This is a genomic window from Wolbachia endosymbiont (group A) of Philonthus cognatus, from assembly GCF_947251755.1.
Classification (GTDB): Bacteria; Pseudomonadota; Alphaproteobacteria; order Rickettsiales; family Anaplasmataceae; genus Wolbachia; species Wolbachia pipientis.
In genome coordinates this window covers 1,463,360-1,479,388 of the sequence record NZ_OX366388.1, presented here as the reverse complement: position 1 = coordinate 1,479,388, position 16,029 = coordinate 1,463,360, and the positions used below count along the sequence as shown (strand labels likewise).

At 35.7% G+C, this 16,029-nt stretch carries 8 protein-coding genes; 6 read left to right on the top strand and 2 right to left on the bottom strand.

Going from position 1 to position 16,029, the window contains the following annotated elements:
- Position 1 precedes the first annotated feature (1 nt).
- The 4 genes from rplA to OPR21_RS06795 are packed head-to-tail and all read left to right on the top strand — an operon-like array spanning position 2 to position 10,186.
- The gene (rplA, locus tag OPR21_RS06810) at positions 2-655 is read left to right on the top strand and encodes a 50S ribosomal protein L1 (RefSeq protein WP_077188473.1); all 654 of its coding nucleotides are present in this window, start codon (positions 2-4) and stop codon (positions 653-655) included.
- 12 nt (positions 656-667) lie between these two features.
- Entirely contained in the window at positions 668-1,186 is a 519-nt protein-coding gene (gene rplJ / locus OPR21_RS06805) for a 50S ribosomal protein L10 (RefSeq protein ID WP_006279539.1), read from the top strand.
- A 26-nt stretch (positions 1,187-1,212) separates the two neighbouring features.
- Complete coding sequence (gene rplL / locus OPR21_RS06800; protein ID WP_007551887.1) at positions 1,213-1,614, top strand: 50S ribosomal protein L7/L12; 402 nt, start codon at positions 1,213-1,215, stop codon at positions 1,612-1,614.
- 58 nt (positions 1,615-1,672) lie between these two features.
- Complete coding sequence (locus OPR21_RS06795) at positions 1,673-10,186, top strand: DNA-directed RNA polymerase subunit beta/beta' (protein WP_265029880.1); 8,514 nt, start codon at positions 1,673-1,675, stop codon at positions 10,184-10,186.
- Positions 10,187-10,192: 6 nt separating this feature from the next.
- Here OPR21_RS06795 and dusB read toward each other — a convergent pair whose 3' ends face one another.
- Together dusB and OPR21_RS06785 are read right to left on the bottom strand one after the other, a co-directional pair.
- Positions 10,193-11,155, bottom strand: a complete 963-nt coding sequence (gene dusB / locus OPR21_RS06790) for a tRNA dihydrouridine synthase DusB (protein ID WP_077188475.1) — start codon at positions 11,153-11,155, stop codon at positions 10,193-10,195.
- Between the two features lie 5 nt (positions 11,156-11,160).
- Positions 11,161-13,092, bottom strand: coding sequence for a Ulp1 family isopeptidase (locus tag OPR21_RS06785; protein WP_077188476.1), 1,932 nt, complete (start codon positions 13,090-13,092; stop codon positions 11,161-11,163).
- 143 nt (positions 13,093-13,235) lie between these two features.
- On the opposite strand from OPR21_RS06785, the gene serS reads away from it, so the two are divergent.
- Both serS and purD read left to right on the top strand, forming a co-directional pair.
- A complete protein-coding gene (serS, locus tag OPR21_RS06780) occupies positions 13,236-14,513 on the top strand; it encodes a serine--tRNA ligase (RefSeq protein WP_077188478.1) in 1,278 nt (425 codons plus the stop codon).
- Positions 14,514-14,547: 34 nt separating this feature from the next.
- Positions 14,548-15,819, top strand: coding sequence for a phosphoribosylamine--glycine ligase (purD, locus tag OPR21_RS06775; RefSeq protein WP_265029879.1), 1,272 nt, complete (start codon positions 14,548-14,550; stop codon positions 15,817-15,819).
- The last annotated feature ends 210 nt before the right edge of the window (positions 15,820-16,029 follow it).

Sequence of the window (16,029 nt, the reverse complement as noted above, 5' to 3'; positions counted from 1 at the left end):
AATGAATACATATAATGATAATCCTAAGCAGTGTTTGAGGAAGATTGTTGAGTCTGCTTCAGCAAAATTTAATGAATCAGTTGATATTGCGGTCAATTTAGGCGTAGATTCACGTAAATCTGAAGAGCAGGTGCGTGGTACAGTAGTTTTGCCTAAAGGTATCGGGAAGAATATTAAAGTAGCTGTTTTCGCTCAAGATAAACATTTATTAGAAGCTGAAAAAGCTGGTGCTGATATTGCAGGAGGAGAGGATTTAGTTGAAGAAATAAAAAAAGGTAGAAAGTTAGATGTTGATTGGTGCATTACTACTCCTGATTTTATGGCAAAAATCACTCCTATTGCAAAAGTATTGGGTGCTAAAGGGCTGATGCCTAACCCTAAATTTGGTACTGTGACTTCTAACATTGCAGAAGCTATTAAAACCATTAAGTCTGGTCAGGTAAAATTTAGAACAGATAAAAATGGTGTTATTCATGGTAAATTAGGAAATATTAAATTTGATATTGATGACTTGCTAGAAAATTTAAAAGCCTTTCTTAAAGTAATTAAAGATAATAAACCTATTTCTGCGAAAGGAATTTACTTTAAGGGTGTTTTTTTAAATTCAACTATGGGTAAAGCTTATAAGATAGGCAAAGTGGAAGATATAATTTAAGGGAGTGATACCGTGAAGCGTAAAGATAAGGATGAATTTATACAGAGCACAATAAACGTGTTTGTAAATAATGATTTCTTGATATTAGTAAATTTTAAATCTATAAATGCTAATGATTCATTAACTCTGAGGAATAGTCTGAAGTCTATAGCAGGTGGGGTATTAGTAGTTAAAAACACTCTAGCGCGCTTGGCTTTGGAAAGGACTGGTAAATTCTCTTATTTATCAGGCAAATTTTCCGGTCCTGTTGCTATTATATACTCTAGTGGCATAGTAGAAGCTGCAAAATTAATAGTTGATTTTACTAATGCTAACAAAGAAAAAATGTCTGTGATTTGCGCAGCTCATTTAAATGAATTGTTAACAGTGGAAGATGTTAATAAACTGGCTAAGTTGCCTTCTCTGGATGAATTGCGTGTTAAAATTATGCGTTTAATATCTTATGATATTCCTGCTCGGTTAGCGTTGTCTATTAATTCATCTTCTATGAGGCTTATGAGAGTTTTGGATTATTATAGTTCTAAAAAATAAATTTGTTGTTAAGTAAGGTGGTAATTATGAGTAATGTAACAAGTGATTTGGTTGATAAAATATTATCTTTAAACCTATTAGAGGCTTCTGAACTTGTAAAAGTTTTAGAAGAGAAAATAGGGTTGCCTGCTGGTTCTTTTCTTGGTGGAGCTGTTGGTGCTGGGGCGCCTATTGGTGATAATGCTGCTGCTCCTGCTGCTCAAGAAAAAGCTGAGTATAAAGTTGTGATTAAAGAAATTGATGCGAGTAAAAAAATAGGAGTTATTAAAGCTGTGAGAGAGGTTAATTCTACATTGGGTTTAAAAGAAGCAAAAGAGTTGGTTGAATCTTTACCTAAAGATTTGACTGCTAATGTTCCTAAAGACGAAGCAGAAAAAATCAAGCAAAAACTTATTGAAGCAGGAGCAACTAAAGTGGAGCTTGAATAATATTTAATGTATTAATTTTATATTGATATAGCTCTTTTAATTAGTTTGGGGTATTTTAATGGTTGATTCTTCTTATATGTACGCTTCTGGTGCTTTTGTTCCTAGAGTTTCTTATTCTAGGTCGATTGATTTAAAAGATTCTTTATTGGATTTGGTTAAGGTTCAAAAAGAATCATATGATTCTTTTACTCCTAAGAATAAGGGTAATGAAAGACTTGAAGTTATCTTTCATACAATCTTTCCAATAAATGATCCTTTGCGTAGGGCTACTATTGAGTTTATAAGTTGTAGGGTAGATGATCCTAAGTATGATGAATCTGAGTGTATAAAGCGTGGTGTAACTTTTTCTGCTCAGGTTATTGCTTCTATACGTCTTGTTGTTATGCAGGATGGTATTTCTCTTGATGAATATAAATCGATTAAAGAGAGTGGAGATCATTCTAAACTTGCAACCGTTGTAAAATCTATAGAAGAGCAGAAAGTCCACTTTTGTGGGTTGCCTATGATGACTGATAAAGGCACTTTCATCATTAATGGTGTGGAAAAAGTTATCGTCTCACAAATGCATAGGTCTCCTGGTGTATTTTTTGATAGCGATAAGGGAAAAACTTACAATTCTGGTAAATTGATCTATTCTGCTAGAATTATTCCTTATAGGGGTTCTTGGCTTGATATTGAATTTGATGTTAAAGACCATTTGTATTTTCGTGTTGATAGAAAAAGAAAATTGCCAATTTCAGTTTTATTAAAGGCGTTGGGTCTATCAAATAATGATATACTCGATAGATTTTATGAGAAAATAAAGTATGTAAAACATAAAGATGGTTGGAAAGTGCCTTTTGTTCCTGATAAATTTAAAGGAGTGAGGCTGCCTTTCGACTTAATGGATATTGAAGGTAATGTGCTGCTTAAAGCTAACGTTCGTATTACCTCAGGACTAGCTAAAAAGCTATATGATAATGAATTGAAAGAGTATCTGGTTCCTTTTAATTCTATATGTGGTTTATTCCTCGCAGAAGATTTAATGGATAGTGCTAGCTCTACGAAAATTTTATCTGCTGGTGAATCTATAAAGCTGGAAGACATAAAGAAGCTTGAGTTATTATCTGTAGATGAAATATCAGTGTTGAACATAGATAATTTGTTTGTTGGACCTTATATATTAAATACGCTTTTCTTAGATGAAAACATGTCTTATCAGGATGCACTATATGAAATATATAGAGTTTTGCGTCCTGGTGAAGTTCCTGTTTTAGAGATAGTAGAAGAGTTTTTCCGTAATCTTTTCTTCAGTCCGGAATATTATGATTTGTCTAACATTGGTAGGTTGAAGCTTAACTCTTACCTTGGATTAAATTATGATGAGGATTTAACTGTTTTAATGCATGAAGATATTATTGAAATTGTGAAAAAAATAGTATTGTTACGTGACGGTCAAGGATCTGTAGATGATATTGATCATTTAGGAAACAGAAGAGTAAGATCAGTTGGAGAGTTTATAGAAAATCAATTTAGAACTGGGTTGTTGAAATTGGAACGCGCAATAGTTGATTCTATGTCCACTTCTAGTTTAGATAAAGTTTCTCCATCTGATTTTATTAATCCAAAAGTGTTAACTAATGTCTTAAGAGATTTCTTCAATTCTTCTCAATTATCTCAATTTATGGATCAGACTAATCCGTTATCTGAAATAACACATAAAAGAAGGTTATCCGCGTTAGGTCCTGGCGGTTTAACAAGAGAACGGGCAGGATTTGAGGTGCGTGATGTTCATCCAACTCATTATGGAAGAATTTGCCCTATTGAGACTCCTGAAGGGCAAAATATAGGGTTAATCAACAGCTTAGCTATATACGCGCGTATTAATAAATATGGTTTCATTGAAAGCCCTTATAGAAAAGTAGTCAATAGGGTTGTTACTGATCAAATTGAGTATCTTTCTGCTATAGACGAAGGCTCACATCATATAGCTGACACTAGCGTAAAGCTTGATGAAAATAATTGCTTTGTTGATGACATGCTATACTGTAGATATGCTGGTAGCTTCGTCATGGTAAGTAGCGACCAAGTTAGTTACATTGACGTATCTCCTAAGCAGGTAATATCAGTTGCAGCTTCCTTGATTCCATTTTTAGAAAATGATGATGCTAATAGAGCATTAATGGGCTCAAATATGCAACGTCAGGCCGTACCTTTATTGAAGCCTACCGCTCCTCTGGTTGCTACTGGTATGGAGTCTTTTGTAGCTTCTGGCTCTGGTGCTGTAGTTTTAGCAAAACGCGATGGCATAGTTGATAGCTCTGATAGTAACTCTATAGTTATACGTGCTTTTGATAAAGAAAGGGTTAACTACTTGGACGTAGATATTTATCATCTAAGGAAATTTCAGCGTTCTAACCATAATACTTGTATTAATCAAAGACCGCTAGTGTGCGTAGGTGATTATGTTAAAAAGGGTGATGTAATAGCTGATGGTCCTGCAATTAACAGTGGTGAGTTGGCGCTTGGTAAAAATTTGCTAGTCGCTTTTATGTCTTGGCAAGGTTATAATTTTGAAGACTCTATTATTATTTCTAGTGAAGTTGTTAAAAAAGATCTCTTTACTTCTATTCATATAGAAGAATTTGACTGTGTTGTACATGATACCCCTTTAGGATCAGAAAAAATAACTCGTGCTATACCTGGTGTTAATGAAGAAAATCTATATCACTTGGATGATAGTGGTATAGTGAAAATTGGTACAAGAGTTGGTCCAGGCTATATTCTGGTAGGTAAAGTTACACCTAAACCTTCTCTTTCATTGCCTCCTGAAACGAAGTTATTAATGACAATTTTTGGTGAAAAGTCATTCGATTGTGCGGATTCCTCTTTATATACATCTCCAGATGTTGAAGGGACAGTAATTGATGTACAAGTCTTTACACGCAGGGGGGTTGAAGAAAATGAAAGGGCATTACTCATCAAACAAAAAGAGATAAATGACTTTGAGGAAGAGCGAGATTATATAATCAATGTTACTAGTGAATATTTCTATGATGAACTGAAGAAACTTCTTATTAATTCTGGTTCTCAAGATCGAGAAAAATTTGACTCTATTGAACGTGAGCAATGGTGGGGTATAGGATTAAAAAACCAATCCATTTCTGAGCAAGTTAAGAGCTTAAAAAAAGATTTTGATGAAAAAGTATCACATGCAATAGCACAGTTTAAGCGAAAAGTAGAAAAATTACATGAAGGTTATGACCTGCCTCAAGGTGTGTCGATGTCAGTAAAAGTTTTCATTGCTGTGAAACATAGTCTGCAACCAGGGGATAAAATGGCTGGTAGACATGGAAATAAAGGTGTGATTTCTCGAGTTGTGCCAGTGGAAGATATGCCTTATTTGGAAGATGGTACTCCTGTTGATATTATTCTTAACCCTCTTGGTGTTCCTTCACGAATGAATGTAGGACAAATACTGGAAACGCATGTAGGTTGGGCTTGTAGAAAATTAGGGGAAAAGGTAAGTAATATTCTCGATGAGATCAATAAGATCAAAAGTGCTTTTTGCAAGGGAATTAGGTCCCTTAACGATGATAATTTTACACAATTTGCAGTAGCATACCTTGATAATAAAAAAATTGAAAATATTGATGATGATGAAATAACGGCTTCTGTTTTAAATACACCTAATAAGAATGCACTAAATGACGAGTTGAATGAGTTAGTAGAGAACTATTTGAACTCTTGTAAAAGTTCATACAGCAATTTACGTAACTTCCTGATTGAGGTTTATAGCTATGGCAGTAACGTATCTATCTGTAATGATATTCGTAATATTAGTGATAATAATCTCATTGAATTTGCACGCAAATTACGTGATGGCGTTCCTGTTGCTGCACCTGTATTTGAGGGTCCAAAAGATGAACAAATAGCAAAATTATTTGAACTTGCTGGTTTAGATAACTCTGGACAAGCTGTATTATATGACGGTTGCAGTGGTGAAAAATTCGACCGCAAGGTTACAGTTGGTTACATGTACATGCTTAAGTTGCACCACTTGGTTGATGGTAAAATTCATGCGCGTTCAGTAGGGCCTTATAGTTTGGTTACTCAACAACCTCTTGGAGGAAAATCTCATTTTGGTGGTCAGCGTTTTGGTGAAATGGAATGTTGGGCATTACAAGCCTATGGTGCTGCTTATACTTTGCAGGAAATGTTAACTGTGAAGTCTGATGATATTAATGGTAGAGTTAAGATTTATGAATCGATAATAAAAGGTGACAGTAATTTTGAATGTGGAATTCCTGAATCCTTTAATGTGATGATAAAAGAACTACGTTCTTTATGTTTAAATGTAGATTTAAAGCAAAATGATGTAGTGATTGAAGATATATCTCACACTAACATTGCACAACCTTTTAATGAGGTTAGCATATCGATTGCTAGCCCTGAAAGTATTAAGCGTATATCTTGTGGTGAGATAGAAGATGTTTCAACTGCAAATTATCGTACGTTCAAAGTTGAGAAAGGTGGATTATTTTGCCCTAAGGTTTTTGGCCCTGTCAATGACGATGAATGTTTATGTGGAAAATACAAAAAAAGAAGACACAGAGGTCGCATATGCGAAAAATGCGGAGTAGAAGTTACATCTTCTAAAGTAAGAAGAGAAAGGATGGGTCATATAGAGCTTGCATCTCCTGTTGCTCATATATGGTTTTTGAAATCGCTTCCTTCAAGAATTGGAGCATTATTGGATATGTCTCTCAGAGATATTGAGAATATTTTATATAGCGATAATTATATCGTAATAGATCCTCTTGTTTCGCCTTTTGAAAAAGGTGAGATTATTAGTGAAAAAGCTTATAATGAAGCTAAAGATAGCTATGGGATCGATAGTTTTGTAGCTATGCAAGGTGTTGAAGCTATAAGAGAGTTGCTAACGCGCCTTGATTTACATGAAATTAGGAAGGATTTAAGACTAGAATTAGAATCTGTTGCTTCTGAGATAAGAAGAAAGAAAATTATAAAGAGATTGCGTATTGTTGAAAACTTCATTAAATCTGGAAATAGGCCTGAGTGGATGATACTTACAACTATACCTATTTTACCACCTGATTTGCGTCCTTTGGTATCGCTTGAGAGTGGTCGTCCTGCAGTTTCTGATCTGAATCATCATTATAGGACTATTATTAATAGAAATAACAGGTTGAGGAAATTGTTGAGCTTAAATCCTCCTGAGATTATGATTCGTAATGAAAAAAGGATGTTACAAGAAGCAGTTGATTCTCTTTTTGATAATAGTCGTCGTAATACTTTGGTAAATAAAGCTGGTGCTGTTGGATATAAAAAGTCCATTAGTGATATGTTAAAAGGAAAACAGGGTCGTTTTCGCCAGAACCTCTTAGGAAAAAGGGTAGACTACTCTGGACGTTCTGTAATAGTTGTTGGTCCAACTTTGAAACTAAATCAGTGTGGATTACCAAAAAGAATGGCTCTTGAACTATTCAAACCTTTTGTTTACTCAAAGCTTAAGATGTATGGTATGGCTCCAACTATTAAGTTTGCTAGTAAGTTGATAAGAGCAGAAAAACCAGAAGTTTGGGATATGCTTGAAGAGGTAATAAAAGAGCATCCTGTTTTGTTGAATAGAGCGCCTACGCTACATAGACTTGGTATTCAGGCTTTTGAGCCAATCCTTATTGAAGGCAAAGCAATACAGCTTCATCCGCTTGTCTGTACGGCGTTTAATGCTGATTTTGATGGTGATCAAATGGCAGTGCATGTGCCAATTTCATTGGAAGCTCAGCTTGAAGCTAGGGTGTTGATGATGTCCACTAATAACGTTTTAAGTCCTTCTAATGGCAGACCGATTATAGTTCCTAGTAAAGATATAGTACTTGGTATATATTATCTGACTTTACAAGAACCTAAGGAAGATAATTTACCATCTTTTGGTGCTTTTTGTGAAGTTGAGCATTCCTTGAGTGATGGTACTTTACATATTCATTCTAGTATAAAGTATAGGATGGAGTATATTAATAGCAGCGGTGAAACTCACTATAAAACTGTTTGTACAACTCCTGGCCGTTTAATATTATGGCAAATTTTTCCTAAGCATGAGAATCTAGGCTTCGATCTAATAAATCAGATATTAACAGTCAAGGAAATAACTGGTATAGTTGATTTGGTATATCGTAACTGTGGTCAAAGTGCTACAGTGGCATTTTCTGATAAATTAATGGTACTTGGCTTTGAGTATGCCACATTTTCTGGTGTCTCTTTTGGTCGTTGTGATATGGTTATACCTGAAACTAAAGCTACACATGTTGATCACGCGAGGGGTGAAATTAAGAAATTCTCTATGCAATATCAAGATGGGCTAATAACTAGAAGTGAGAGGTATAACAAGGTTATAGATGAATGGTCTAAGTGTACGGATATGATAGCTAATGATATGTTAAAAGCAATATCTATATATGATGGAAATAGTAAGTACAACTCAGTGTATATGATGGTTAACTCTGGTGCAAGGGGTTCTACTTCACAGATGAAACAGCTAGCAGGAATGCGAGGGCTCATGACCAAACCTTCTGGTGAGATTATAGAAACACCTATAATTTCTAATTTCCGTGAAGGATTGAACGTATTTGAATACTTTAATTCTACTCACGGTGCGCGTAAAGGTTTAGCTGACACTGCACTTAAAACTGCAAACTCTGGATACTTAACTCGTCGTTTAGTTGATGTATCTCAAAATTGCATAGTTACAAAGCATGACTGTAAAACAAAAAATGGTCTTGTTGTGAGAGCTACAGTTGAAGGAAGTACTATAGTTGCATCTCTAGAGAGTGTTGTGCTGGGTAGAACAGCTGCAAATGATATATATAACCCAGTGACAAAAGAATTATTAGTAAAAGCAGGGGAATTAATTGATGAGGATAAAGTAAAGCAAATCAGCATTGCAGGTCTTGATGTTGTAAAAATTAGATCGCCTTTAACTTGTGAAATAAGTCCTGGTGTATGTTCTTTATGTTATGGAAGAGACCTTGCAACTGGTAAAATTGTTTCAATAGGTGAAGCAGTTGGTGTTATAGCTGCTCAATCTGTTGGAGAGCCAGGTACTCAGTTAACGATGCGTACTTTTCATATAGGTGGAGTAATGACTAGAGGCGTTGAATCCTCGAATATTATAGCTTCTATTAATGCTAAAATAAAGTTAAACAATAGTAATATAATTATAGATAGAAACGGAAATAAAATTGTGATAAGCCGTTCCTGTGAAGTCATGTTGATTGATAGCCTTGGTAGTGAGAAGTTGAAGCACAGTGTACCTTACGGCGCTAAGCTTTATGTAGATGAGAGTGGGTCAGTAAAAATTGGCGATAAAGTTGCGGAATGGGATCCTTATACATTGCCTATTATCACGGAGAAGACTGGTACAGTGTCTTATCAGGACTTAAAAGATGGAATTTCGATCACTGAAGTGATGGATGAATCTACAGGAATATCAAGCAAAGTAGTAAAAGACTGGAAATTGCATTCTGGTGGAGCTAATTTACGTCCTCGTATTGTGCTGCTTGACGATAATGGTAAAGTAATGACACTCGCAAGTGGCGTTGAAGCATGTTATTTTATACCAATCGGTGCAGTGCTCAATGTACAAGATGGCCAGAAGGTTCATGCAGGTGATGTTATTACAAGAACACCAAGAGAGTCAGTTAAAACTCGTGATATTACTGGTGGTTTACCGAGGGTTATAGAGTTATTTGAAGCACGTCGTCCTAAAGAGCATGCTATTGTTAGTGAGATAGATGGCTATGTAGCGTTTTCTGAAAAAGACCGTAGAGGAAAACGCAGTATATTAATTAAACCTGTAGATGAACAAATTTCTCCAGTTGAATATTTGGTATCAAGAAGTAAGCATGTAATAGTCAATGAAGGTGATTTTGTACGTAAAGGTGATCTATTGATGGATGGTGACCCTGATCTCCATGATATTTTACGTGTGCTTGGGTTAGAAGCTTTAGCGCACTATATGATTTCTGAAATACAGCAAGTTTATAGATTGCAGGGTGTTCGTATAGACAATAAGCATTTAGAGGTGATCTTAAAACAAATGCTACAAAAAGTGGAAATTACTGATCCTGGTGATACTATGTACTTGGTTGGCGAAAGCATTGACAAGCTGGAAGTTGATAGGGAAAATGATGCTATGAGTAACTCTGGCAAACGGTCTACTCATTATCTTCCTATTCTGCAGGGGATTACTAGGGCAAGTCTTGAAACTAGCTCCTTTATTTCTGCTGCCTCTTTCCAAGAGACAACAAAAGTACTTACAGAAGCAGCATTCTGCGGGAAGAGTGATCCTTTAAGTGGATTAAAAGAAAATGTTATAGTAGGAAGATTAATTCCTGCTGGTACAGGTTTGATTATGAATAAGATCAGAGCACTTTCACTTTGTGATAATGTGGATAAATATGAAAAATATTTTGATATTGAAACTTATGACGAGGAATGGTTGATGGATAATGGTTGTCATTTACACTCTGGTGAGGAAGAGAGCGTAGTGGCATACGATCAGTCGAATTGAGTACAGCTAGTGTGTCTCTTGACCAAAAAAGCCAATAATATTTTCTTTCACTTCTGTGCTATCTGTCATGTTATTTACTCTCACACGAAATTCAGATGAGCCTTGAAGCCCGCTACTGTACCAACCTATGTGTTTGCGGGCCATCTTTATTCCTGTGTCATTTCCATAGTACTCAAGAATATTGTCGTAATGCTCGAGTATGATGCTTAATCTCTCTGAAGCTGTTGGCTCAGAAGTTTCACTTCCACTGAGAAAGTTCATTGCTTGATTAATCAGCCAAGGTTTACCGTAGGCACCACGACCTATCATCACTCCGTCTGCTCCAGATTCTTTGAGAGCATTCTGAATATCATTTAAATTTTTAATATCGCCATTTACTATAACTGGGATTTTTACTTGCTCTTTAACATTTCTAACGAATTTCCAATCTGCTTGACCGTTATAAAGCTGTGCCCTTGTTCTTCCATGTACAGTAATCATCTTTGCTCCTAAGTCTTCGGCAATTTTCGCAAGTCTCGGTGCATTGCGATTTTCATCGTTCCACCCGGTGCGCATTTTCACTGTAACTGGCACATTCACTGCCTTGACCACAGCTTCAATTATCTCAGCGGCTTTTTTCTCATCACGCATTAGCGCTGATCCTGCATAACCGTTTACAACTTTTTTAACAGGGCAACCAAAGTTTATGTCTATAATTTTTGCTCCCATGTCCTCGTTTAATTTTGCAGCCTCCGCCATAACATCTGGCTCACACCCAGCAAGCTGCACAGCAGTTAATGCATCGACTTTTGCTTTTTGCAGACTCTGATGAGTTTGCATAATCATAGCTCTGCTTGCAATCATTTCTGAAACTAACAAACTTGCACCAAGTTTCTTCACAATACTTCTAAACGGATAATCAGTCACTCCAGACATTGGAGCTAAAATAACTGGAGAATCAATTGTCAAATTTCCTACTTGTAGGGACATATATTCTATGTGTTCAAACCTAGCGCATTTACACATACTGTTACAACACTTTGTATAGCCGAACTTACTTTTTCCATAAGAGAAGGCTCTACCTCTACTATCTCAGCTCTCTCATAATGACCAGGTGCCAAGTATACCGTTTCTTGTTCTTTATTTCCCCATAGCTCGTTGTTCTGCTGATAACCTTCATTTATCATTCCCGCATTTGGCAGAAACAATGTATTTACATCATTACCATTATTTTTATAGTAGACGTCAATTTCAATATTAGCCAGCGAAGCTAAGATAGAAATTTCTTCTATGAAAACATGGTAACTTTGGCTGCTGATTGCCTCTAGATAAGATCTATAAATGGATTTGCCATTGAGAAAAGAATTTGCTGCAGTATCACTATTATAATTTCTATCATATTTTCTTTCACTAATATTGAGATTACTAGCACTAATGCTTCTTAAATCACCTATAACTTCATTTTCTTTTAATGTCGTAAGACAACATAACTTTTTTATTAATTTATTAGTCTTTTTTTTGATCTTCTCTACCCGTCTGTTTGTATGCTGAACCAAATCTTTTATTGAGTCCGACATACCAATCAAATGATTTGGATTTTCTAAGAATGCACCAAAAACTTTCTGCATCTGTCCCTTCAATAACTCAGGCATCCTTGGATTATTCAAAGAGTTAAATTGACTTAAAAATTTGTGCCATTCCATTCTCATATCTTGTGCTTTTTCAGTTTTATATTGACCAGAGCTATTATCACCAAATACCGCATGGAAAAAGCAGTTGCCATCACCTGTAGTATTATATTGAACAATTTTTGTTTGCTTACTTTCTACTGAATCTAAACTTACTCCGCTATCTTTACGACTTATATTTCCTGGACCACCTAATACAGGGCTTGGCGTGCCAGCCCTGCTTTGTTCATCCTTTTTCAACGCTTTTGCAAATTCTTTTCTCTTCTCTATTAATTGCTCTGAACTAAGTTCATATTTTAGCTGATCATCAATTTCATCAAACGATTTGCCTGCTTTCAGCATATCTGTAATTTTCTTAGCATTCTCTAAGGCAAATATTCCACAATTATACTTATCATCTTGTTGTTTAGCTTTTGAGTTTCTAATACTACTATTGTCTATTCCTAGAGTTTTCTGTAGCGCACTTGATACCTCTTCTGGTAATGGTTCACCAAATGAATCGCAATAGCAAGCTCTAAACTTTTCACTCTTTTCGTCGTAAGAAACACCCAGTGTTACCCAATGGTTTCCATTTAAATTAAGGATTGAAGTGAACACTAAATCACTACCCTCTCGTTCTACTTTATTTTTATATTCTTTTAGTTCTTGCTCTAAAGATGATGTAGAGTCAGGACAAGCAAAAATCACACCTTCAGAAGTATCTTTTAAGCCTTTTTTATTTTTGTGTGCTATCCACCCATATTTGCTTTTTACAATATCTCTAATATCAGTAGTAGTTAATTTGTAATTATAATTCTTTTCTTTCTCTGTTTGATGTAAAAAAGAATTATTATCTATAGCTATTTCCGATGTAATAACACCACTATCCCTATCAGGAGTTTTCGGTCTTGCTTGCTTTTCTGGAGTCTTGCCTTGCAAATCTTGTAGTTCTGTATCTTTTTCTTCACTCTTTTCCCCCTTTGAAGCTCTTTTTCCATTAATATAGTTCTTCGCTAAGTAAAATAAAGGTTCAACAACCATTTTGTATGCTACTGTAAGAATTATTCCCATTAAAACCCAAACTACGGGGTTAGAGATGAGCATAGCAAGTGGAAAGGTCAATAGAGGGGATCCTATTACCGCCCCTAAACAGCCAGCAGCGAATGTGGCTGCTAGGCATACACAAGTAGCGTAGATAACGAATTCCTCACCAGCAAAGTAAGTGCTCTCTTTCTGATTATTTTTTGTAATGCCCAACATACTACACCCTATGAACGCTAAGTTAATTAAATTTTAACAAATTCTAACAAAAAAATCAACCATAATAATTTTAGTAGTATGAGAAAATATTGAATATTAAGAGCTTTTGGAGTACAGTAACAATGTTAGTAATAGCACAATATATGCACGATATAGAATATATACGCAAAAACCCTGAAGGATTTGAAAAGGCAATGAAAAGCAGGGGAATTAGAGAATCTACTGCGGAAGAGATATTAGAAATCGATCACGAGAAAAGATCATTAACCACTAAACTGCAGGATTTGAATAGGCAGCGCAATGAAATCACAGAGGAAATAAAAAAGCTTAAAATGAGCAAGAGCCCCTGTGAAGAGCAAATAGAGTTGTCAAAAAGCATCACAAATGAGATAGAGGCAATCAGCTTAAAAGAACAAGCAGAAAAGGATAAGTTAGTGAATGTTTTATCTAACTTGCCGAATATTCCTGCGCAAGATGTGCCAATAGGCGCAGATGAGAACTCTAATTTAGAGGTGAGAAGATATGGAGGAAAAAGACAGTTTGATTTTGTACCAGAATCTCATTATGAACTCGGAGAAAAATTAGGTTTAATGGACTTCGAACAAGCGGCGAGAATTTCCGGATCAAGATTTACGATATTAAAAGGACAGTTAGCTAAGCTTGGACGAGCGCTAATAAATTTTATGCTTGAAATGCATGTTAATGAATTTGGCTATACTGAGCTGTACCACCCGACTTTGGTGAAAAACGAGGCTATGTATAATGTTGGTCAGCTACCGAAATTTTCTGACGATTCGTATTTAACTACCGACGAATTGAGGTTGATTCCCACAAGTGAAGTGTTTTTAACAAATTTAGTTGCTGACAAAATAATGGAAGAAAAAGAACTGCCTATTCGCTTTACTGCATATTCGGAGTGCTTTCGTAAAGAAGCAGGCAGCGCAGGGCGAGACACGAGAGGTATGATAAGGCAACACCAATTTGGTAAAGTGGAATTGGTTAGTATCACAACTGAAGACCAATCAAATGATGAACTTGAGCGCATGACGAGTATTGTTGAAGAGATATTAAAAAAACTAGAATTACCGTATAGAGTAATGCTACTCTGTAGTGGTGATATGGGTTTTGCTGCACAAAGGACTTATGACATAGAGGTATGGTTACCTGAGCAAGATAAATATAGAGAAATATCAAGCTGCTCAAATTGTGGTGCATTTCAAGCAAGAAGGATGAACACTAAATACTCTTCAGAAACTGATAAAAAGATGAAAAAATATATTCACACTTTAAACGGCTCAGCTTTAGCTATAGGAAGAACGATTATTGCCATAATGGAGAATTATCAAAATTCTGACGGGTCGATTGCAATACCAAACGTGTTGCAAAAATACATGAGTAATGATACTGTTATAAGCAAATAATAATTTTGACATATAGAAAAGCGAGGAAATAAAGATGAAGGTTCTGGTTATAGGTTCTGGTGGGCGTGAGCACGCTCTACTTTGGGCTCTAAAAAAATCTCCTATCTTGACTGAGTTATATGTAACTCCTGGTCGCCAGGCCATGGAAAATTTGGGAGTTCTTGTGGATGTAAATATTCAAAATTCAGTGGATGTTACACAATTTTGCAAGAGAGAAAATATAGAGTTGGTTGTTATTGGTCCAGAACAACCAATAATTGATGGGCTTGCTGATGATTTAGTTGCAGAGGGAATAAATGTTTTTGCTCCAAGTCAAGCAACTGCAAAACTTGAGGGATCGAAGTCTTTCACCAAGGGACTATGTAAACGATATGGTATACCAACTGCCAAGTACGAGTGTTTTGTTGATGAAGGGTTAGCTAAAGATTTTGTACGTAGCAATAAAATAAAGTTTCCACTTGTAGTGAAAGCAAATGGAATTGCAGCAGGAAAAGGGGTGGTTATATGTAATACAGAAAGCGAAGCTTTTTCAGCAATAAATTCAATGCTAGTGGAGAAAAAATTTGGTGAATCAGGTGAAGAAATAATCATAGAAGAGTTTTTAGTTGGAGAAGAAGTAAGTTTTTTTGCTCTTATTGATGGGTTGAAAGTAGTAACTCTTGGGTGTGCAAAAGATTATAAGAGAGTTGATGAAAGTAATGAAAGCCAAAATACTGGAGGTATGGGGTCGTACTCATCACCTTCAATTATAAGTAAGGACATGGAGCAAAAAATTATCCAAAAAATAATATACCCTACAGCTCAAGCATTGGTTAACATGGGTACGCCTTATAAAGGAGTACTCTTTGCTGGTTTAATGATTTGCAAAGATAGCCCAAAACTTCTCGAGTATAACGTTAGATTCGGTGATCCAGAAACGCAATCTATATTACCTAGATTTGATTCAAATTGCGATTTGTTAAAATTGATGTTGTCAGTTGCAGAAGGAAAGTTAAATGTCAAAATGGTGGAACTTAACAACAAATCTACAGTTTGTGTAGTTGTTGCAAGTAAAGGCTATCCGGGTGATTATCAAAAGGGAGAAGTAATTAAAGGATTAGATAAGATTGAAAGCATTCCTGGTGTGTTGGTGTTTCATGCTGGTACTAAATTCGATGAAAGTGGTAACTTAGTTTCCGATGGCGGAAGAGTGCTAAATATAGTAGCAGAAGGGAGCACTATAGAGGAAGCCAAAAGTAAGGTGTACTCAGCATTAAATTTTTTAGAATGGCCAGGGGGCTTCTTCAGATACGATATCGGTAGTTAATGTTAGCTGTCGGTTAGCAGGTGGTTCACAGAAACGAAAAACTTCCTTGACAAACTCCGCCAGCCCCCTTATCATGAAACTGAAGCTATTGTATTTGCTTTCGCCAATCTGCAGATTAAAAGGTAAGGATTACTTAATGTATCGGCGTCTTATGTTCAATTTTTTGCAGTATATAGATACTGTATGTCTTTACAAAACTTCATCTACATC